18 protein-coding genes and 1 pseudogene are annotated in these 20,467 nt (G+C 62.3%); 6 read left to right on the forward strand and 13 right to left on the reverse strand.

Annotated features, from left to right (window positions below):
* Positions 1–17: 17 nt before the first annotated feature.
* The 3 genes from CKW29_RS17395 to CKW29_RS17405 form a co-directional block, all read right to left on the reverse strand.
* Entirely contained in the window at positions 18–566 is a 549-nt protein-coding gene (locus tag CKW29_RS17395) for a cytochrome b (RefSeq protein WP_095143655.1), read from the reverse strand.
* A gap of 198 nt (positions 567–764) precedes the next feature.
* On the reverse strand, positions 765–1,592 hold the full coding sequence (gene phnX, locus CKW29_RS17400; RefSeq protein WP_095143654.1) for a phosphonoacetaldehyde hydrolase: 828 nt from the start codon (positions 1,590–1,592) through the stop codon (positions 765–767).
* A gap of 131 nt (positions 1,593–1,723) precedes the next feature.
* Positions 1,724–2,833: a 2-aminoethylphosphonate--pyruvate transaminase gene (locus CKW29_RS17405; RefSeq protein ID WP_095143653.1), complete on the reverse strand. Its 1,110-nt coding sequence runs from the start codon at positions 2,831–2,833 to the stop codon at positions 1,724–1,726.
* A gap of 109 nt (positions 2,834–2,942) precedes the next feature.
* Between CKW29_RS17405 and CKW29_RS17410 the strand changes: the two genes are divergently transcribed.
* Both CKW29_RS17410 and CKW29_RS26100 read left to right on the forward strand, forming a co-directional pair.
* Positions 2,943–3,806, forward strand: coding sequence for a LysR substrate-binding domain-containing protein (locus tag CKW29_RS17410; protein WP_095143652.1), 864 nt, complete (start codon positions 2,943–2,945; stop codon positions 3,804–3,806).
* A 92-nt stretch (positions 3,807–3,898) separates the two neighbouring features.
* A pseudogene (locus tag CKW29_RS26100) lies at positions 3,899–3,994 on the forward strand (hypothetical protein); the annotation flags it as partial.
* Here the strand turns inward: CKW29_RS26100 and CKW29_RS17415 are convergent.
* Entirely contained in the window at positions 3,991–5,916 is a 1,926-nt protein-coding gene (locus CKW29_RS17415; protein WP_095143651.1) for a type VI secretion system Vgr family protein, read from the reverse strand. The pseudogene CKW29_RS26100 and the gene CKW29_RS17415 sit on opposite strands and share 4 nt — an antisense overlap.
* A 219-nt stretch (positions 5,917–6,135) precedes the next feature.
* Between CKW29_RS17415 and CKW29_RS17420 the strand changes: the two genes are divergently transcribed.
* Positions 6,136–6,840: a YebC/PmpR family DNA-binding transcriptional regulator gene (locus tag CKW29_RS17420; protein ID WP_095078906.1), complete on the forward strand. Its 705-nt coding sequence runs from the start codon at positions 6,136–6,138 to the stop codon at positions 6,838–6,840.
* A gap of 57 nt (positions 6,841–6,897) precedes the next feature.
* Here the strand turns inward: CKW29_RS17420 and CKW29_RS17425 are convergent, their stop codons facing one another.
* The 3 genes from CKW29_RS17425 to CKW29_RS17435 form a co-directional block, all read right to left on the reverse strand.
* Positions 6,898–8,223, reverse strand: a complete 1,326-nt coding sequence (locus CKW29_RS17425) for a leucine-rich repeat-containing protein kinase family protein (protein ID WP_095143650.1) — start codon at positions 8,221–8,223, stop codon at positions 6,898–6,900.
* Between the two features lie 363 nt (positions 8,224–8,586).
* Positions 8,587–9,339 carry an anti-sigma factor gene (locus tag CKW29_RS17430; protein WP_095143649.1) on the reverse strand — a complete coding sequence of 251 codons (753 nt, stop codon included), beginning with the start codon at positions 9,337–9,339 and terminating at the stop codon, positions 8,587–8,589.
* Positions 9,336–9,842, reverse strand: a complete 507-nt coding sequence (locus CKW29_RS17435; protein WP_095143648.1) for an RNA polymerase sigma factor — start codon at positions 9,840–9,842, stop codon at positions 9,336–9,338. The genes CKW29_RS17430 and CKW29_RS17435 overlap by 4 nt, the downstream gene beginning before the upstream one ends.
* A 159-nt stretch (positions 9,843–10,001) precedes the next feature.
* Here CKW29_RS17435 and CKW29_RS17440 point away from each other — a divergent pair, with 159 nt between their 5' ends.
* Both CKW29_RS17440 and CKW29_RS17445 read left to right on the forward strand, forming a co-directional pair.
* Positions 10,002–11,087, forward strand: coding sequence for a catalase family peroxidase (locus tag CKW29_RS17440; protein WP_095143647.1), 1,086 nt, complete (start codon positions 10,002–10,004; stop codon positions 11,085–11,087).
* A complete protein-coding gene (locus CKW29_RS17445) occupies positions 11,084–11,626 on the forward strand; it encodes a cytochrome b (RefSeq protein ID WP_095143646.1) in 543 nt (180 codons plus the stop codon). Before CKW29_RS17440 ends, CKW29_RS17445 begins: the two co-directional genes overlap by 4 nt.
* A gap of 163 nt (positions 11,627–11,789) precedes the next feature.
* Here CKW29_RS17445 and CKW29_RS17450 read toward each other — a convergent pair whose 3' ends face one another.
* Complete coding sequence (locus CKW29_RS17450) at positions 11,790–12,941, reverse strand: M14-type cytosolic carboxypeptidase (protein ID WP_095143645.1); 1,152 nt, start codon at positions 12,939–12,941, stop codon at positions 11,790–11,792.
* A 521-nt stretch (positions 12,942–13,462) separates the two neighbouring features.
* On the reverse strand, positions 13,463–13,804 hold the full coding sequence (locus CKW29_RS17455; protein ID WP_095143644.1) for a DUF6124 family protein: 342 nt from the start codon (positions 13,802–13,804) through the stop codon (positions 13,463–13,465).
* Between the two features lie 131 nt (positions 13,805–13,935).
* Here CKW29_RS17455 and CKW29_RS17460 point away from each other — a divergent pair, with 131 nt between their 5' ends.
* A complete protein-coding gene (locus CKW29_RS17460) occupies positions 13,936–14,601 on the forward strand; it encodes a S24 family peptidase (protein ID WP_095143643.1) in 666 nt (221 codons plus the stop codon).
* 46 nt (positions 14,602–14,647) lie between these two features.
* Here the strand turns inward: CKW29_RS17460 and CKW29_RS17465 are convergent, their stop codons facing one another.
* The 4 genes from CKW29_RS17465 to CKW29_RS17480 form a co-directional block, all read right to left on the reverse strand.
* The gene (locus CKW29_RS17465) at positions 14,648–16,597 is read right to left on the reverse strand and encodes an acetyl/propionyl/methylcrotonyl-CoA carboxylase subunit alpha (protein WP_095143642.1); all 1,950 of its coding nucleotides are present in this window, start codon (positions 16,595–16,597) and stop codon (positions 14,648–14,650) included.
* Complete coding sequence (locus tag CKW29_RS17470) at positions 16,597–17,412, reverse strand: gamma-carboxygeranoyl-CoA hydratase (protein WP_095148891.1); 816 nt, start codon at positions 17,410–17,412, stop codon at positions 16,597–16,599. The genes CKW29_RS17465 and CKW29_RS17470 overlap by 1 nt, the downstream gene beginning before the upstream one ends.
* Positions 17,413–17,425: 13 nt before the next feature.
* A complete protein-coding gene (locus CKW29_RS17475; protein ID WP_095148892.1) occupies positions 17,426–19,030 on the reverse strand; it encodes a carboxyl transferase domain-containing protein in 1,605 nt (534 codons plus the stop codon).
* 98 nt (positions 19,031–19,128) lie between these two features.
* Positions 19,129–20,292: an isovaleryl-CoA dehydrogenase gene (locus tag CKW29_RS17480; RefSeq protein WP_095143639.1), complete on the reverse strand. Its 1,164-nt coding sequence runs from the start codon at positions 20,290–20,292 to the stop codon at positions 19,129–19,131.
* Positions 20,293–20,467 lie beyond the last annotated feature (175 nt).

A 20,467-nucleotide genomic window follows, 5' to 3' on the forward strand; every position in this document is an offset into this window, starting at 1 on the left:
GAGCGTGGCGTCGGTGCTCAGCCGCGTTTAGGCAGCATCCGCAGCAGCGTGTTGTCGCGGTACACGTAGTGGTGAGCCAGGCCAGCCACCGCGTGCAGGCCGATCAGCCAATAGCCGATAGTGCCGCCCAGGACGTGCCAGCCCTCGATCTGTTTGGCCAGGTCCTTGTTTTCATCGATCAGCAGCGGCAAGTCGACGCCGTAGAACATCACCTGATGGCCTGCGGCGCTGGTAATCAGCCAGCCTAGAATCGGCATGCTGATCATGAATACATACAGTGCAACATGCATCAGGGTGGCGAGAGCGCTCTGCCATTGCGGCGGCGTCGGCTTGATTTTCGGGGCAACCCCCAGGCTGCGGGCAAGCAGGCGTAGCCAGACCAGCACGAACACCGTCAGGCCGAGCATGAAGTGGGCTTCCTTGATCAGGGTGCGCCCTTCACTGCCCTTGGGAAAGATCCCGCGCAGTTCGATACAAGCGTAAACCACCGCCAGCAGGACCAGCATCAACCAGTGCAATGTGACTGATATCGTGCTGTAGCGTGATTCCAAATTCTTCCATGGCATAGGTATTTCCTCGCTAGTCAGGTCTGAAATTCCCCGCTCTTGTGTGACGGAGTGCGGTCACTGTAATCCTGTTTGCGCGGGTTTGCCTGAGCCAGGTCAGGCTTTTGTCATGCTACGAGCGCTCTGCGACGGGTGTTCTGGTCAAAAAAAACGCCAGCCCGGTTCAGGGGTTGGTGCTGCTCGAACGTCCCGGGACAGTTAGCTGCCTTGCGGCATTTCGCCCTTGGCCAGGCGTTTGTTGATGTCGGCAATCACTTCTGGCAGGTCCGTGATGGTGTCGATCATGTAGTGCGGGCGCGAGCCTTCGAACAGGGCGTGAATGCGTTTGCGTTCACTGGCCAGGGTGTCGCTGGCCAGCGCACGATAGCCTTCGTACGTCAGGCCCAGGGCGTTGCCCGAGCAGATCAGCGCAACGGTCCACATGCCGGCACGCCGACCTTCGAGGATACCGGGCACCGTGTCGTCGATCTTCACGCAGGCGGCGACGTCGTCGATCCCCAGGGCAATCACGTTGGCCAGCGCCTGGGCCGGCCATGGGCGGCCGTTGGGTACTTCGTCGGTGGCCACCACGTGATCAGCCACGTAACCATTGGTGGCGGCCAGCTCCACGACCTTGTCCATCACCTGCTTGGGGTAGCCGGAGCACGAGCCGATCTTGATCCCTTGCTGGCGCAGTTGGGCGATGGTGTCCAGGGCGCCTGGAATCAGTGCCGAGTGTTCGGCGATTTTTTCGATTTGCAGGGGCATGAAGCGTTGGTAGATGGCGGTCACGTCAGCGTCGGTCGGTGTGCGCCCGAAGACCTGGCGATAGCGCTCGGCCACCTGCGGTTGATCGCACAGGGTGCGGATGTGGTCCCACTTGCCCATGCCCATCGGCCCACGGGCTTCTTCGATGGAGACCTGGACGTCGAATTCGGCGAAGGCCTCGACGAAAATCTGGGTCGGGGCAAATGAGCCGAAATCGACCACGGTGCCGGCCCAGTCGAGGATGGCGGCTTGCAGTTGGGTTGGGTTGTTGTAGTTCATGGCACGGATGTCCTGTAGGGGCTGGCTTGCCAGCGAAGATCGTTGATGACTCGTGTTTGCTGGATAAACGCGGTGCTGTCGAGTCCGTCGCTGGCAAGCCAGCGCCTGCAACAGTCGGTGCGTCAGCGGGGTCAGATGTCGAGCACTTCCATTTCGCGCAGTACTTCAGCGACCGCGGCAACGGCGGCTCGCATCTCGGTACCGTTGACGTGACCGATGCAGCCGACGCGGAAGGTTTCGACTTGGGTCAATTTGCCCGGGTAGAGGATGTAACCCTTGGCCTTGACCCGTTCGTAGAACTCCTTGAACTGGTAGCGCGGGTCCTTCGGTGCGTGGAAGGTGACGATGATCGGCGCCTGGATGCTGGCTGGCAGGAAGCTGCGCAGGCCCAGTTTGCTCATTTCTTCGAGCAGCACCCGGCAGTTGCTCGCGTAACGCTGATGCCGCGCCGGCAGGCCGCCTTCTTCGTTGTATTGCAGCAGTGCTTCGTGCAGGGCGGCGACCACATGGGTTGGCGGGGTGAAACGCCACTGACCGGTCCTGGCCATGTAGGTGTGCTGGTCGAACAGGTCCATCGCCAGGGAGTGGGAGTTACCGGCGGCATTGGCCAATGCGGCCTTGTTGGCGAAGACGAAGCCCATGCCCGGCACGCCTTCCAGGCATTTGCCGCTGGCCGCGATCAGGGCATCGAAAGGAACCTGGCGAGCGTCGATGGGCAGCGCGCCAAACGAGCTCATGGCGTCGATGATCAGGCGTTTACCGTGCCCGGCGATGACCTGGGCGATGTCCGGCAGCGGGTTGAGAATCCCGGTGCTGGTCTCACAGTGAATCAACGCCACGTGGGTGATGCTGTTGTCGGCGCGCAGCAGGCGGTCGACGTCGGCGGCCGTGGTCGGTTCGTCTTCGGCGGTTTCGAAGGCGCTGAACGAACGGCCCAGCACTTCGCAGATTTTCGCCAGGCGTTTGCCATAGGCACCGTTGATCAGCACCAGGACCTTGCCGTCCCGTGGCACCAGGGTGCCGATGGCCGCTTCGACGGCGAAGGTGCCGCTGCCTTGCAAGGGGACGCAGTGGTGGCTGTCGGTGCTGTTGACGATGGTCAGCAGTTGTTCGCACAGGCTGGCGGTCAATTGGTTGAAGCGGTCATCCCATGAGCCCCAGTCGACCATCATCGCCTGGCGGGTGCGGGCCGATGTGGTCAGTGGGCCGGGGGTGAGCAGGATGGGGTCGGCAGTACTCATTCACGTGTCCTCGCATTCAATGGGATGAAGCTACGGGACATAAATTGCAATTTGGTGTGCCATCAATCAAATTGTTTGTTGTTATGCCAACCATCAGTAAGGGTTATTCATGAATCTGTTCCAGCTTCGTGCATTTGATGCCGTGGCCCGTGAAGGCAGCTTTACCCGGGCCGCTGCCCGCTTGTTTATCAGCCAGCCGGCGGTCACTGGGCACATCAAGGCACTGGAGGAGCACTACCAGATCACACTGTTGCGGCGTACCGCGCGGCGGGTCGAGCTGACGGAGGAGGGCACCAAGCTGGCGGCGATCACCCGGGCCATGTTTGGCCTGGCCGAGGAAGCGCAGGTGATGCTCGAAGCCAATCGGCAGTTGCTGACCGGACGCCTGGAAGTGGCGGCGGACGGCCCGCACATGGTGATGCCGATGCTGGCCAGCCTGCGGGCGCGGTATCCGGGAATCACGGTCAACCTGCGCCTGGGCAATGCCCAGGAAACCCTGGCGGCGCTGTTGTCCGAGCATGCTGATGTGGCGGTGCTGACAGAGGTCGAGCCGCGCAAAGGGTTGCACCTGCAAGCCTTGAGCGAATCGCGGATCTGCGCCCTGGTGCCGGATAACCACCCTTGGGCCGCACTGGAGCGGGGGGTAGCGCTCAAGCAACTGGATCAGGTGATCATGGTGTTGCGCGAGCCGAGCTCGATTACCCGCCGCACCTTCGATGACGCCTGTGTTCAGGCGAAGGTCAATCCACGGGTGTTGCTGGAGCTGGACAGTCGCGAGGCGGTCACCGAAGCCGTCGCCGCCCAACTGGGGGTGGGGGTGGTGTCGTCGGTGGAAGTCAGTCACGACCCACGGGTGCGGGCGGTGCCGATCCTGGGCGACGGGCTGGTGAACCGGCACATGATCGGCTGCATGGAGCGACGCCGGGATTTGCGCTTGATCCAGGCATTCTTTGGCCTGGCACCAGGGGGATAGCGCGCGATGCGGCCTTTGCGGGCAGGCGGGACCTGTCTACTCCAGGCTTTCGCGCACCATCTGCAGGAACGTCGCCACCACCCGTCGCGTACAAGGAGCCCGCGGAGGACCATGGCCGGCGGCCACGCCATCTGGACGTGCGGCTGGCCAGGTTTGCCGTCGCGGCCGGCAAGGCGGACAAGGGTTAGTGTCCGGGGCGGTTCACCAGCCAGTCGAACAGCAACTGGTTGTCGACCCCGCGCTGGTGTGCCCTGGCCGCTTTGGCGCTGTCGATGAAATCCAGGCGCTGCTCACTTGTCCAGTATTGCTGGAAGTAGTCAGCCAGTGCCACGCATTGCCCCGGATACAGCAGGCAGAGTTGCTCCGGCGTGCGGGCATATTCGTGGGCCAGCTGTCTTTTCTGCTTGGTCGTCAGTGACAGGTTGCCTGATGCCTGGCTGCGGCCTTCCATGATCACGGCATCACGGTTGAGACCGTCCAGCTCCTTGAGGCCGGGGCGGGGCGTGCGCACGATGTACCAGATGGTGTCGGACAGTCGTCGGGCAGTGGAGGGTGGTTGTTCGAACAGATAGATCTCGCCGCTCCAGCCGGTGGCGTGTTCCGCCAGCCTATCGGTGTCGTCGACATGTTCGCAGGCAGCCGGCGGGGCGCTTGAGGGCTGCGCAGGGCTGATCATGGGGCCGGACAGGGTGATGGCGGTCGGCGTCAGATGCAGGACATTGCCATTGGCGCTCAGGCTGATGGGCTGATCTTCAATCTTTTGCGCGGACTCGTCTGGCGCAGCACCGGTGAAGTCGCCCAGCAGCACAGGCCGGTCGGGGTCGGCATCGAGAAAGGCGACCTGCACCTCGTTGCCGCCCAAGGGCAGTCGAGGCTGCCCGCTGCCGGTGTGCACAAGGGACAACCAAATGCCGCCCGCGCCTGGTCCGCCGGACTGCTGCGGCCACAGGCAGACCTCAATCCGCCCTTGAGCGTCGAGCGCGGCGGGTTTGCCGGCCGGCCCCATGACACAACCAACCTGATAGCCGCTGATACATGGCTTGGGATGGGTCAGGGCTGGCCTGAATTCGGTGGCCCAGGGAATGGCGGTGAACTGATTGCCATAGCCTGTCGGCTGTTCCGGCCAGGGGCTGTCCACACCGGGCTGTTGTCCAACGTGATGGACATCGCAGAGCAGCCATTGATCGTTGAGTGCCGCCACGGGATGGCCGCTGACCTGCAGCGTCCGGCCACTGCGCAGTTCGGGCTGGGTGCTGTGGCCCTGCACTCGACGCTGCCGGCAACGTGTGCGCTCAAGTGCCCGGCGTCCCAACTGGTTGCGACGCGTGAGCAAAGGGTCGATTCGGCCCGGCGCAGACGGCGTGTCGAGGGGCGCCTGATTGGCGGCGTCGGCGGGCGTAGGGAGCACGCCGAGGTTGTCGGCGCGCGGCTGGAAACCGGCCTGCGGTTCGCCGAAGGGCCGGTCATGACACTCGGACAGTTGGGTGATCTGCGACGGGTCGGCACTGTGTGCGGCGAGGTGAAAGGTGGTCTCGACCGGAGGCAGGGCAAAGCTTGTGCTGTCCTCGGCGAACACCAGGACGTGCCGGTCAGGGTGGTGTTCAAAGTGAAAATGCAGGCCTTCCTCTTCGCACAACCGGTGCAGCAGGTGCAGGTCGGTTTCATCGTACTGGATGCAGAACTCGCGCAGCGGATACTCACCGTTAGGCAGTTCGAACCGATAACTGTCGCCTGGCAGTCTGTGTTCGTTGAGCAACTGGCGCAACAGCCCTGGCACGCTCAGTTGCCGGAACACCCGGCGTCGGGGCTGCTGTTCCAGCGTCTGCAGCCGGGGTGCCAGCTTCAGGTTGTAGCCGATCTGCTGCGCGCCTTCGTAGTGCAGGCCGGCGCTGTGGACGATGCCGTGTAGGCCGGTGTCGCGGCTCATCTCGAGCCATGCCGGCTGGTGCAGCAAGTGCTCCAGCGCCATGGCCGGTATGGGGCCGAGCATTTCAACCTCGAACCGATAGACCTGATTCAGGGCTTCGTGACCGCTGAACTGGCGGACCGGGAAACTCAAGCCGAGCTCGGTGAGCGTCAGGGTGAAGGGGCTTTCCTTGTCGTTGTGCATCAAAGACTCTTCTGCCATGAGGTGCGGGGGCATAGAGGTTACGAAACACTGGCCATCAATAGTCGGCCAAGGCGGTTTTTCGGAAATACCCTACAACGGCTGGTGAGGATGTCGATCACTGACAACACTTTTTGGTCGATTGCCAACTTTTTGCCGTATAAACTTGCGCAAAGCGTCGGCCAATAGTTGTCTCGGCGCCACAGATCAAGAGAGTGAGTAATGGGCGCACAGTGGAAGGTTAAACACAAAGAAGCGGCAGCCAACGCCAAGGGCAAGATCTTCGGTAAGTTGGTGAAAGAAATCACCATTGCTGCGCGTAACGGCGCCGATATCGCGACCAACGCGCACCTGCGTCTAGTGGTCGAGCAGGCTAAAAAGGCCTCGATGCCCCGTGAGACCCTGGAACGCGCCATCAAGAAAGGCTCCGGCCAACTGGGCGAAACCGTTCAGTACCATCGTGTAACCTACGAAGGTTTTGCACCGCACCAGGTGCCGCTGATCGTTGAGTGTGTGACCGACAACATCAACCGCACCGTGGCTGAAATCCGCGTGGCGTTCCGCAAGGGGCAACTGGGGGCTTCCGGTTCCGTAGCCTGGGACTTCGACCACGTCGGCATGATCGAGGCGTCCCCGGACACCCCTGACGCCGATCCGGAAATGGCCGCCATCGAAGCCGGTGCGCAGGATTTCGAGCCGGCGGAGGACGGTGCGACCTTGTTCATCACCGAAGCCACCGACCTGGATGCCGTGCAGAAGGCGTTGCCTGAGCAAGGCTTCACCGTGTTGTCGGCGAAACTGGGTTACAAGCCAAAGAACCCGGTCAGCGGCTTGACCGACGCGCAAATGGAAGAAGTCGAAGCCTTCCTCGAAGGCCTGGATAACCACGACGACGTGCAGGACATGTTTGTCGGCCTGGCGGGCTGAATCCGACCTGACCCGTGGCGAGGGAGCACGCTCCCTTGCCACGTGGCGTGTGCGCCGCTAGCGACTTGAGTCGCAGGCGGCCAACGCTTCCACGATCTCGCTGAAACCCGGTCGGGCCAGGACATCTGGCTGACAGCAGCGCGTGTGCAATTGCTCCAGTCCCACCCGACCTGCCTGGCTCAACCCCGAGTCGACCCGCTCCAGCAACTCACCCAGCAGAATCCCGAAGGCCCGCACTTCGATGCGTTGCAGCGCCCGGGTCTCCAGGGTATCGGCGGTAGCGTGGAAAGACGCTGCACCAAAGTCCCCGAGCAGGCACTCGCCGCGCTCATTGCACAGCGTGTTGTGGCCGTAGAGGTCGCCATGGGTAATGCCTTGCCGATGCAGGTGCGCAGCAGCCGAGGCGATGCCTGCGGCAATGTTCAACGCCACGGCAGCACTCAGGCGCAGGTCGTCGGTGTACACGTCACGGCTGCAAGAGGCCAGGCTGGGCAGGTCGGCCAGGTTGCGGTAGCTCGGGTCGACCAAGTGCATCACCAGCCCGGCCTGGGCTTGGGGATGGTCGACGAGGCGCCCATGGACGCGAATCAGGTTCGGATGAATGCCGGCGGTGATGCAGGCGTTCATTTCATGCAGCGGTGAGCCGTCGCTGGTCATGTGCCCTTTGTAGAGTTTTACCGCGACCGGTTGCGCCGGTTGTGCAGGGGGCTGCCATTGCGCCCGATGAATGACTCCGCTGGCGCCTTCACCCAGCGGCTGCTGCAGGTGCACGTGGGGCCAGGGAATGTTCGCCGTGGTCTCAAGGGCGCTGGCGCAGGCCTCGGTTTCCAACGGGTTGCCGGCGTAGGCCAGCCAGGCCAGTGCCGGCAAGGTCAGCAGCCACTGTGGCAATTCGGTCAACTGGTTGGCAGCGATGCGGATCAGTTCCAGCTGATGGCACTGGCTCAAGCTGGCGGGCAGGTGTCGCAGACGATTGCCCGCCAGCATCAATTTTTGCAGGAGCGGGCGTTCGCCCAGCTCACTCGGCAACTCGCCGATGTGGTTGTCGGTCAGGATCAACCAACGCAGCAGCGGCGGCAGGGCGGCGGCAGGGACCCGCTCCAGCTGATTGGACTTGAACCCGATCATGCTCAGTTGCGCGCACTGGCCCAGGCACTCCGGCAGTTCAGTGAAGCGGTTGTTCGAGCAGAACAGCACGCGCAAACGGGTCAGGCGGTGCAGGTCATCGGGCAAGCGCTCCAGGGCGTTGCCGCTGAGGTTGAGCACTTCCAGCGAGTCCGCCAGGTCGAAGATTTCCTCGGGGAACTCCGTCAGGCCACACGACAGGTCCAGACGTTTGAGGCCTGCGAGCGCTCCGGCTCGCAGTTGTGCAAGGGTATGCATGGACAGATCCAACCAGTGAAAAGAGAGCAGTGTGTCGCCCTGACAGGCGTGGCCATGATAGCGGCAAATACCGGCTCAGCGGCGTAATGCCAGCTTGGGACGTCGAACACTTATCCCGTGGCGAGCGAGCTTGCTCGCGCTGGTCTGCGCAGCAGGCCAAAAACGGCTCACCGGATGTTATCTGAAAGACTGCACAGTCTTCTCAGGGCCGCTTCGCGCCGTAACGGGAGCAAGCTCCCTCACCACGGAAATCGCGCTCACCCAGAGGATCAGGAGCTTGTCCTGGTCGTACAGCACATCGATCAGGTTGATGAAACGCTGTTGAACGGCAATTTAGCGCAACGGCATTCTGGACGTCGGGTTCTAGAACCGCAGCGTCTGCTTGATCACTTGGGTGGCCGGGCCCCGGGCTTCGCTGACCATTGCATAGTTGTACCCGGCCCCTGACCAGTACTGCGCCTGCAATTCACCGTCGCTGCGACTGCCACGGGGCAACAGATTGTTCCGGGGGCCGGGTGGCCGAATGTAGAAACTGATCTTGCTGCCCTGCGGGTTCTCGTACATCACCATGGCCGCCGGGCCTTGATCGGTGCTCAGCAAACGCCCGCTGACCGGTTTGAACCCTGAGGGGGAGAGGTCCGGCAGGCGATTGGCCCGGGTGAAGTAATGGTCAAGCCAACCTTGTACGTCGCCGTCGTCCGCGACCTTGTAATCGGCCGGCAGAATGCCTTGCTGGGCGAACATCCGATACGCCTGCATCGCGTCGGTCATCGGCGGTGTGCTCCCGGTCAGGCTCATCTCGCGTGCTTGCCAGCCACTCAGGCCACCGACACTGACCGCGATCAGCAGCACCGCGGCACTGGCCAGATGACGCCGGGACTGGCGTTTGAGGTGTTGGCGAATCATGCCGGGGTCCAGGTCCGGGTTGGCCGGTTGCTGCATTGCTCCGCCCAACGCGGCGCGCAGTTGCTGGGCGTCCTGCTGCCAGGCGCGGACCTGGACGGTCATCTGCGGATTGGCCGCCAGCCAGGTTTCCACCAGGCGCCGGTCGGCCTCGTTGAGTTGGTGGTCGACGTAGGCGTGCAGGTCATTGACCTCGGGGGGCATGCTGATCATTTGAGTATCCGCAGAGTAGGGCTGCTGATTTCGCCATCGCTGAGCTGGCGCAAGGCTTGGCGCGCGCGGGACAGGCGAGACATCACGGTACCGGTGGGGACGTCGAGGATCTCGGCGACCTCTTTGTAACTCAAGCCTTCCACCGAAACCCAGAGCAACAGCGCGCGTTGTTCGGTGGGCAGTCGGTCGAAGGCTTCCAGTGTCGATTGCGCGATGACGGTGCGTTCCAGCGAAGGCTGTGGGTCATCGCGCCCGGTGAAAAATTCCAGCATCCGGGCATAGCGCCTCGAGCGACGGTGGGCATCGAGAAATTGCCGATACAGGATCGCGAACAGCCACGCGCGCACGTCGCCTTCCGGGCGCTTGCTCCCCCAGCTCGACAGTGCGCGTTCCAGCGACGATTGCACCAGATCGTCAGCGTTGCCGGGATGGCGTGTCAGGGACACGGCAAAGCGCCGCAGCCTGGGGATGAGTTCACGTAACTGTTCGTCGAGCGGGTTCATGGTGGGCTGGCCAGTCACTGTGTTGGGGACCCGGGAGACGCTTGGCAAGGGAGGTTATTCCAGCCGCGGAAAAATAAACACCATGCCAATGGAATAAACCGGCAGCGCTTTCGTCTGATTGATCCTTCCCACAGGCCCGCTGCGGCCCTGGAGTCTTTTATGGTTGATCATGCACCGCCACCCGACAAAATACCCCTGAGCCCTGGGAGCCTGATCCTGCGCCTGGCGGGGATCTGCGTGGTGATTGCGGCCTTGGCCGGGGCCTTTGCCTACGTCAATGGCACACTGGACCCACAGCGTCTGACCCCCAAGGCGCTGGTCAATGTGCTGGAGACCAACAACGGTGTTCACCCAGGCTTTCGACGCAATCACGCCAAAGGGGTGTGCGTGATCGGTTACTTCGAAAACTCCGGAGAGGCGCGTCAGTATTCCACTGCGCAGGTCTTCAGCGCGGCATGGACGCCGGTGGTTGGGCGCTTTGCGTTGCCCAGTGGTAACCCCTACGCCCCTGACAGCAGTGTGCCGATCCGCAGCCTGGCGTTGCGTTTCACCCAGGCCAACGGCCAGCAATGGCGCACGGGCATGAACAGCATGCCGGTGTTCCCGGTGGGGACGCCTGAAGCCTTCCTTCAGTTGCAACAGGTGCAGACCCCCGATCCCGCGACTGGCAAACCTGATCCGGCCGCCGCACCGGCATTTTTCGCCGCGCACCCGGAAACCGCGCCCTTCCTGAAATGGGTGAAGTCGACCAGGCCTTCGGCCAGTTACGCGACCGAGAGCTATAACGGCATTAACGCGTTCTACCTGGTCAACGCAGCAGGTCAGCGCCAGGCGGTACGCTGGGGCGTGGTGCCCGTCACCCGGGACGCTGCGGGCGCCAGTGCACCGCAAGGCGCGGACTTCCTGGAACAGGACTTGCTCCAGCGCTTGAGCAGCGGCCCTTTGCGTTGGCAGTTGAACATCACGCTGGCGGCGCCCTCGGACCCGACCCATGACGCGAGCAAGGCGTGGCCTGCCGACCGCACCGTCCTGAATGCCGGGACCCTGGTCCTGGAGCGTGCCCAGGCGCAGGACAGCGGCGAATGCCGCGACATCAACTACGACCCGCTGATCTTGCCGGCAGGCATCGAAGGCTCGGATGACCCGCTGTTGGCGGCGCGTTCAGCGGTCTACGCCAACTCCTACCTGCGGCGTACCCAGGAAGTCAGCCAGTTGCCCACCGCCAGACAGGAGCCTGCACAATGAGCGCGTACCCGAACCACTTTGCGCCGCTGGCGCGGCTGCTGCACTGGCTGATGGCATTGATGATCATCGCGATGTTGTTTATCGGCGCCGGTATGGTCGCCTCGGTGTCCGAGCGCCATGCCTGGCTGATCCACCTGCACAAGCCCTTGGGCATCGCGATCCTGCTGTTGGTGATCGTGCGACTGGTGGTGCGCTTTTCGACTCGCCAGCCACCGTTGCCCGCCGATTTGCCGGCCTGGCAGGTACTGGCGGCCAGGGCCTCCCATGTGTTGCTGTATGCCTTGATGCTGACCTTGCCGCTGCTGGGCTGGGCGATGATTTCGGCGGCAGGCGACCCGGTGATGCTCGCCAGTGCCTGGCAGCTGCCGTCGATTGTGCCGGCCAATACCGCGCTGTTTGCCTTCCTGCGCAAGGCTCACGGCTATCTGGCGTACCTGCTGTTCCTGACCGTGCTGGTGCATCTGGCCGCGGCGCTGTTCCATGGCTGGGTGCGCCGTGACGGCGTGTTGCAGAGCATGTTGGCTGGCAAGGATCACTGATCGGGCAGGGCGGTGCAGCGTTGCGTTGCACCGCTGTTATCAGGCCTTTGGAACTGCGCTCCCAGGACGGGCGCTTGCTGGGGCCGGAGGATTGCCGGCGGATCGCGGCGTCTGAGTGAGGTCATGGCGGCATGTCGTGGAGGCATGCCGCCATGCCAGGGGATCAGCGCAAGGCGCCGACCATATCGGCCACCGTCGACAAGACATCCTTGCCCAACTGCATCGAACGTTTGCCGGACCAGCCGGTGTGGGCGTTGGGGGCGTCGTTGTTGTCCTTGAACGGCATTTCCAGGGTCAGCGACAGGCAGTCGAACTGTTCGCCGACGCTGTTGCAGGCCAGGGTCATGTTGGCCTTGCCCGGCTCGTCACGGGTATAGCCGTGGGTGGTCTGGAAATCGCGGGTCTTGTGTTTGAGGTGGCTGCGGAAATGCTCCTCAAGCTTTGCAATCCGTGGCGTATAGCCCGGGTTGCCTTCACATCCGGCGGTAAACACGTAGGGGATTTCTTCATCGCCGTGGATATCGAGGAACAGGTCGACGCCGTACTTTTCCATTTGCTGCTGTACGAAGAACACTTCCGGGCTGATGTCCGGGCTGGCGCTCTGCCAGGCGCGGTTGAGGTCCTGGCCCATGGCGTTGGTGCGCAGGTGACCGTGAAAGGCACCGTCCGGGTTCATGTTCGGCACCAGGTACAGGTCGGCGCTGGCCAGTAATTTGTTCAGCTCAGGGTCGTTGTGCTGTTGCAGGCGCTCGATGACCCCTTCCATGAACCACTCGGCCATGTGTTCGCCGGGATGCTGCTGGGCGATGATCCAGACCTTGCGCTGGCCTTCGGCACCACTGCCTTTGCGCAGCAGTTGAATGTCACGACCTTCGATGCTTTTGCCGGTGGCCAGCAACTCGGTGCCGGCCTTGGTCAGCGCTTGTTCGATCAGCCAGTCATGGCGACCGCGGCTGTAGGGTTCAAAGTAGGCAAACCAGGCGTGCGTCTGGGTGGCTTCCAGGCTGAAGCGCAGGCAATCGCCTTCAAAGATCGTCGGGACGCGGAACCAGTTCACGTGGTCGTAGGAGGCTACGGCCTGATAACCGTCCCAGGCTTTGTTGTACGAGGATTTGCTGGCGTTGTTCAGGCGAAACCAGTGCTCCTGCCCCACATGCAGGCCGCTGGCCTTGAAATGAAACCATTGGAAGTGCTGACTGCGGGTATCGGGCTTGATGGCCAGCAAGGCCTGTAACGGATTGCTGAGGTCCAGCACCTCTATGTTGCCGCTGTCGAAATTGGCAGTGATATCAAAGGAGCGTTGAGCCACGGTCATAATCTCATCCTGGATATGATTGTTATGGCGCTTACTTTACACGCAAGGGAGGGGGAAGGCTGAGGGCAATTTGCGGGGTGTTGAGGGGGGGCGTCGTCCTTGACGCAGCCGCAGCTTAGTGACTATGCGATTGATTCTCAAGTGCTATTTTCCATTGCCTGTAAGGCGTCTTCTCACTGCCGTGTTGCAAAAAGATGCTCTTTTGATATCATCCGCGCCATCGAATTCAGCAGTACCCGACTTCATTAGCCTGAAGCCAAAGCCAGAATAACTGGCAAAAAAAAGACCCGGCAAAAAGCCGGGTCAAAAACCGTGATTAGCCTGATGAGGAGATATTCGAAGAGTCCGACCTAAGGTCTCTTGGGATATCGACTGATCTCGCGACCAGCTGATGCAATAATAATCATTATCATTTGCAAGTCAAATGTTTTCACCTGCCTCATAGGAAATATTTTTCCTGTCGCCTTGCAAGACGCCTGCGGTTTGACCTGAAACCCGGCGTTGACGCTAATATTTCCCGCTCAATCCGCTCGATTGCCGTCCAGGGATCGTTCCACCATGGCCTTGGCCATGTCGATCATGTGAACCACCGTCAAGACCAGATCGCGGCTGGCGCCCTGCAGGCTGTTCGCCGACTCGTTGGCGCTCGCCGCTGCACAGCGCAGCAGGCCTGAGGCATGGACCAGGGCTTCCTCGCTGCTGACGTGACGTTTGACGTTGAACAAGCGTTCCGTGACATCCCATTCCGAAACAGTTGGTTTCAAGTAATAGTCGAGGGCGCGCTGGGTAGCGGCACAGTCCTTGAGTGAGGTGAAGCTGGTGTCGATTTCCTGCTCTTGCGGGTTTTTGTCGATGTTATCCATGGTGAGGTCTTACTCCATGAGAGGGGGCGTAGGGTCAGGTCAAATATTAGTACCAATCGTATTTATGACGAAAAATTAAATACTACAATGTGTGTGTTGAGGGTCTGGTCACGGGAAGTATCGTTCCGCCCATGGATAAATGGATTGAATTGGTCAAGGCCAAGATGAGTGAGCTACGGATCACTCAGGAAAAACTCGCTGAACGCCTCGCCATGTCGCAGGGCGGCGTCGGTCATTGGTTGAACAAGCGTCGGCAGCCGAGCCTCGACGACATGAACCGGGTGCTCCGGGAACTGGGAATGGGGTTTCTTGAGGTGGCCCTGGTGATCAGGGAAACCGAGGCGGCGAAAGTCGATGACGAAGCGGATGAGGATGAAATGCCGCTGGCGCAAAAGTACAACCCGTACTTTCGTTACCCGGTGAGCGACTGGCGGGGGCTTTGCGAAGTGCGTGAAACGACAGCACCCACCTACGGCAAGGGGCGCTCCGAATTGTCGGATTACCATGCCCGCGGGCCGGCGTTCTGGCTGGTCGTGGTGGGCGATGCGATGACGGCACCCAGCGGACCGAGCATTGCTCAGGACATGCTGATCCTGGTCGACCCGGCCGTCGAGGCGGTGCCTGGCAAACTGGTGATCGCCCAATGGTCCGGCAGCGCCGAGGCGACCTTCCGCAAGTTGATAGAAGAGGGCGGCCAGCGTTACCTCGTGCCGCTGAACCCGACCTATCCCAAGGCCCTGATGACCGACGACTGCCACATCATCGGCGTGGTGGTGCAGGCTACCGCGAAGTTCTGATCAGCGAGGTCCTGGCGCGCAGGACCTCTCTGGCAGTGGGTGGTGGTTAGTCGAACTCCACCAGCGCACTGCCTTCGTTGACCATCTCACCTTCCTGGCAATACAAGGCCTTGACCACGCCGGCATGGGGTGCACGGATGCTGTGCTCCATTTTCATGGCTTCGAGTACCACCAATTGTGCCCCGGCTTCGACGGTCTGTCCCGGCTCCACCAGGACGCGCACGATGCTGCCGTTCATCGGCGCGGTCAACCCGCCGTGGTGGCTATGGCTGGCTTCGACTGCGGCAATCGGGTCGTACTGCTTGACGCTGTGCAGTTCGCCTTCCCATTGCAGGTACAGGCTGTCGCCGTGGCGGATTGCGCGATGCTGGCGGCGCAGGCCGTGATGCTCCACCCGCAACTGTTCATCGACCAGTTCGGCATGACGCCTGTCAGCCGGGGCCAGGGTGACGGCCCGATCCTGGCCCTCACAGCTCAAGTGCAGCGTGGTTTCGGCGGGTAATCCGGCGCGGAACCCGTTGCCAATGGCCCAGGGTGAACCCGGGTCATCGCTGCGTACGCTGTGTGCCTGGCTTTGCGCAAACGCTTGAGCGGCGGCCTGCCAGAACTCATCGCTGAGTTCGCGGGAAGCGGGCAGCAATTGCTCCTGGTAGCGCGGGATAAACCCGGTGTCCAGTTCAGCGGCGGCGAATGCCGGGTGAGCGACGATTCGGCGCAGAAAGCTGATGTTGGTCTTCAGGCCGCCAATGGCGAACTCGTCGAGCATGCTCAGCAGGCGCAAGCGTGCCTGTTCGCGATCCTCGCCCCAGGCAATGAGCTTGCCGAGCATCGGGTCGTAGAACGGTGAAACGGTGTCGCCTTCCTCGACGCCGCTGTCCACACGACGGCCAGGACCGGCGGCGGACTCACGGTACAGCGCCAGATGGCCGGTGGCCGGGAGGAAGTCATTGCCCGGGTCTTCGGCGTACAACCGCACTTCAATCGCATGGCCGATCAACGGCACCTGCGCCTGGGTCATCGGCAGCGGCTCGCCCTGGGCGACGCGGATCTGCCAGGCGACCAGGTCGAGGCCGGTGATGGCCTCCGTGACCGGGTGTTCGACTTGCAGGCGAGTGTTCATCTCCATGAAGAAGAACTCACCCCGCGAATCGAGCAGGAACTCCACGGTACCGGCGCCGACATAGCCAATGGCTTGCGCGGCACGGACCGCCGCCTCGCCCATGGCCTTGCGCAGTTCCGCGCTCAGGCCGGGGGCAGGGGCCTCTTCGACGACTTTCTGGTGACGACGCTGGATCGAGCAGTCACGCTCATTGAGGTACAGGCAGTTGCCGTGTTGATCGGCGAACACCTGGATTTCCACGTGGCGTGGCTTGAGCAGGTACTTCTCCACCAGCATCCGCGAGTCGCCGAACGACGACAGGGCTTCACGCTGGGCCGAGGCCAGGGCTTCGGCCAGCTGGCTGACGTCCTCGACCACTTTCATGCCTTTGCCACCACCGCCGGCCGTTGCCTTGAGCAGGACCGGGTAGCCGATGCGCTGGGCGGCGTCGCGGAAGGTTTCCAGGTCCTGGGCTTCGCCGTGGTAACCCGGTACCAGCGGCACGCCGGCGGTTTCCATCAAGGCCTTGGCCGCGGATTTGCTGCCCATGGCGTCGATGGCCGACGCGGGTGGGCCGAGGAAAATCAGGCCGGCCGCTTCAATGGCGCGGGCAAAGCCGGCGTTTTCCGAGAGGAAACCATAGCCCGGGTGAATCGCCTGGGCGCCGCTGGCTTTGGCGGCGGCCAGCAGTTTGTCGATTTGCAGGTAGCTGTCAGCCGCCTTGCTGCCGCCCAGGTCCACGCGGATATCCGCTTCGCGGCTGTGCCGTGCGTCCCGGTCGGTGGCACTGTGCACGGCCACGGTGGTCAGGCCCAGGGCTTTGGCGGTGCGCATCACACGGCAGGCGATTTCGCCACGGTTGGCCACCAGCAGGGTGGTGAGTACAGGTGCGCTCATCAACGCGGCTCCTTGGTGGTGGATTCGACCTGCCAGCTCGGCGGCCGTTTTTGCAGAAAGGCACGCAAGCCTTCCTGCCCCTCGGGGCTGACCCGGATCCGCGCGATGGCATTTTCGCAATAACGGCGCAGCGCGGGGTTCAGGGCGCCGTTGCCGACCTCACGCAGCAGTTCCTTGCTTGAGCGCATGGCCTGCGGGCTGTTGAGCAACAGGTTATTGATCCAGTGCTCGACCTGTGGCTCCAGTTCGCCCACCGGATAGCTTTCGCTGAGCAGGCCGATTTCCCGGGCGCGTACGCCGCTGAAGCGTTCTGCCGTCAAGGCATAACGACGGGCTGCGCGCTCGCCGATGGCTTGTACGACGAAGGGGCTGATCACCGCGGGAGCCAGGCCGATGCGCACTTCCGACAGGCAGAACTGCGCGTCATCGGCACCGATGGCCATGTCGCAGCAACTGATCAGGCCCAGGGCGCCGCCATAGGCCGCACCTTGCACCACCGCCAGGGTCGGGATCTTCAGCTTGGCCAGGTTGTACATCAACTCGGCGAGCTCGCGGGCGTCATCCAGGTTGGTGTGGTAGTCGAGTTCGGCCGACTGCTGCATCCAGGACAGGTCCGCACCGGCGCTGAAATGCTTGCCGCGTCCGCGCACCAGCAGAAAACGCAGGTTCGGGTCGCCCTGAACCTTGTCCAGGGCCAGGATCAGCTCGCGAATCATTTCGGCGTTGAAGGCGTTGTTCTTCGCTTCGCGACTGAGCCACAGCGTGGCGAAACCACGGGGGTCGGTCAGCAGTTCCAGGGTATTGAAGTCGCTCATGGTTTTCTCCAGATCACATCCGGAACACGCCGAAGCGGCTCGGTTCGATAGGGGCGTTCAGCGAGGCGGACAACGCCAGCGCCAGCACGTCGCGGGTTTGCGCCGGGTCGATGACGCCGTCATCCCACAAGCGAGCGCTGGAGTAGTAGGGGTGGCCCTGTTCTTCATACTGGTCGAGGATCGGTTGCTTGATCTCGGCTTCCTGCGCGGCACTGAAAGGGTGTCCGCCGCGCTCGGCCTGTTCGCGCTTGACCTGCACCAGCACGCCGGCGGCCTGTTCGGCGCCCATCACGCCAATACGTGCGTTCGGCCACATCCACAGGAAGCGCGGGTCGTAGGCCCGGCCGCACATACCGTAGTTACCGGCACCGAAGCTGCCACCGATGATCATGGTGAATTTTGGCACCTTGGCGCACGCCACGGCGGTCACCAGCTTGGCGCCGTGCTTGGCGATACCGCCGGCCTCGTATTTCTGGCCGACCATGAAGCCGGTGATGTTTTGCAGGAACAGCAGGGGAATCCCGCGCTGGCAGGCCAGTTCGATGAAGTGCGCGCCTTTTTGCGCGGCCTCGGCGAAGAGGATGCCGTTGTTGGCGAGTATCGCGATGGGATAGCCGTGCAGATGGGCGAAACCACAGACCAGTGTGGTGCCAAACAGCGCCTTGAATTCGTCGAACACCGAACCATCCACCAGGCGTGCGATCACTTCGCGCACATCGAAGGGTTGCTTGGCGTCGGCCGGGACCACGCCGTACAGCTCGTCGCTGGCGAACAGCGGGGCAATCGGCGCGCGCTGCTGCAGCTCACCGAGTTTGCGCCAGTTGAGGTTGGCAACGCTGCGTCGGGCCAGCGCGAGGGCGTGTTCATCGCTGTCGGCGTAGTGGTCGGCCACTCCGGAAATCTTGCAATGCACATCGGCACCGCCCAGGTCTTCGGCACTGACCACTTCGCCGGTGGCGGCCTTCACCAGCGGTGGGCCGGCGAGGAAAATAGTGGCCTGCTCGCGCACCATGATCGCTTCGTCGGCCATGGCCGGCACATAGGCGCCGCCCGCGGTGCACGAGCCCATGACCACCGCGATCTGCGGGATGCCCATGGCGCTCATGTTGGCCTGGTTGAAGAAGATTCGCCCGAAGTGTTCGCGGTCCGGAAAGACTTCATCCTGACGGGGCAGGTTGGCGCCACCGGAGTCCACCAGATAGATGCACGGCAAGCGATTCTGCTGGGCAATGGTCTGGGCGCGCAGGTGTTTTTTCACCGTCAGCGGGTAGTACGAGCCGCCTTTGACCGTGGCATCGTTGGCGACGATCATGCATTCGACGCCCTCGACCCGGCCGATGCCGGCGATCACCCCGGCGGCCGGAACCTCTTCGCCATAGACTTCATACGCGGCCAGCTGGCTGATTTCCAGGAAGGGCGAACCCGGATCGAGCAAGCGGTTGATCCGCTCGCGGGGCAGCAGTTTGCCCCGCGAGGTGTGCCGTTCCTGGGCCTTGGCGCCACCGCCTTGCTGGACCTGGGCGAGCAGGGTGTGCAGCGCATCGACCTGGGCAAGCATTGCCGCGCTGTTGCTGGCGAACTCCGCCGAACGGGGATTGAGCTGGGTGTGCAAAATCATGGGCTACTCCGTAGCAGCTTCAAGTTTCAAGCTACAAGCTACAAGTCAGAAGCAAGAGCGCAGTCCTCTTGCAGCTTGACGCTTGCCGCTGACGAAATTTATTTCGTTTCGTTGAACAGTTCGCGGCCGATGAGCATGCGACGGATCTCACTGGTGCCCGCGCCGATTTCATACAGCTTGGCGTCACGCAGCAGACGGCCAGCGGGGAACTCGTTGATGTAACCGTTACCCCCCAGGATCTGGATCGCGTCGAGGGCCATTTGCGTGGCGCGTTCGGCGCTGTAGAGGATCACGCCGGCAGCGTCCTTGCGGGCGGTTTCACCACGCTCGCAGGCCTGGGCCACGGCATACAGGTAGGCGCGGCTGGCGTTGAGCTGGGTGTACATGTCGGCGACCTTGCCCTGGATCAGCTGGAATTCACCGATGCTTTGGCCGAACTGCTTGCGGTCGTGGATGTACGGAACAATCAGGTCCATGCACGCTTGCATGATCCCGGTAGGGCCGCCGGAGAGCACCACGCGCTCGTAGTCGAGGCCGCTCATCAGTACTTTCACGCCACCGTTGAGCACGCCCAGGATGTTTTCTTCCGGGACTTCAACGTCGTCGAAGAACAGCTCGCAGGTGTTGGAACCCCGCATGCCGAGCTTGTCGAACTTGTTGCTGCGGCTGAAGCCTTTCCAGTCGCGCTCGACGATAAACGCGGTGATGCCGTGCGGGCCCTTCTCCAGGTCGGTCTTGGCGTAGATCACATAGGTGTTGGCGTCCGGACCGTTGGTGATCCAGGTCTTGCTGCCGTTGAGCACGTAGTGGTCGCCACGCTTGTCGGCGCGCAGCTTCATCGAGACCACATCGGAACCGGCATTGGGTTCGCTCATGGCCAAGGCGCCGATGTGTTCGCCACTGATCAGCTTGGGCAGGTACTTGGCCTTCTGCTCATGGGTGCCGTTGCGGTTGATCTGGTTGACGCAGAGGTTGGAGTGGGCGCCGTAGGACAAGGCGACAGAGGCCGAACCGCGGCTGATTTCTTCCATGGCCACGACGTGGGCCAGGTAGCCCAGGCCGGCACCACCGTATTCTTCCGGCACGGTGATCCCCAGCAGGCCCATGTCGCCGAACTTGCGCCACAGGTCCGCCGGGAACAGGTTATCGATATCGATCTGTGCGGCTCGCGGTGTGATCTCTTTGGCGACGAATGCGCGGACCTGGTCACGCAGCATGTCGATGGTTTCGCCGAGGGCAAAGTTCAGGGTCGGATAGCTCATGGGGGCACCTTCACACTTGTTTTTATCAATGGAGAATCGGCCTGTGAATCGTGCCGAGTCGACTGTCACCTTTACGTTAACGTAAACCTGTGACGAATGGCTGTCAATCGCCCTTTACGTTAACGTCAACTTGAGCGAGAGTAGGGGCAGTTCTGAAAGACCAGCGTCGCTTTGG

This window comes from Pseudomonas sp. Irchel s3a18 (genome assembly GCF_900187535.1).
Taxonomy (GTDB): Bacteria; Pseudomonadota; Gammaproteobacteria; order Pseudomonadales; family Pseudomonadaceae; genus Aquipseudomonas.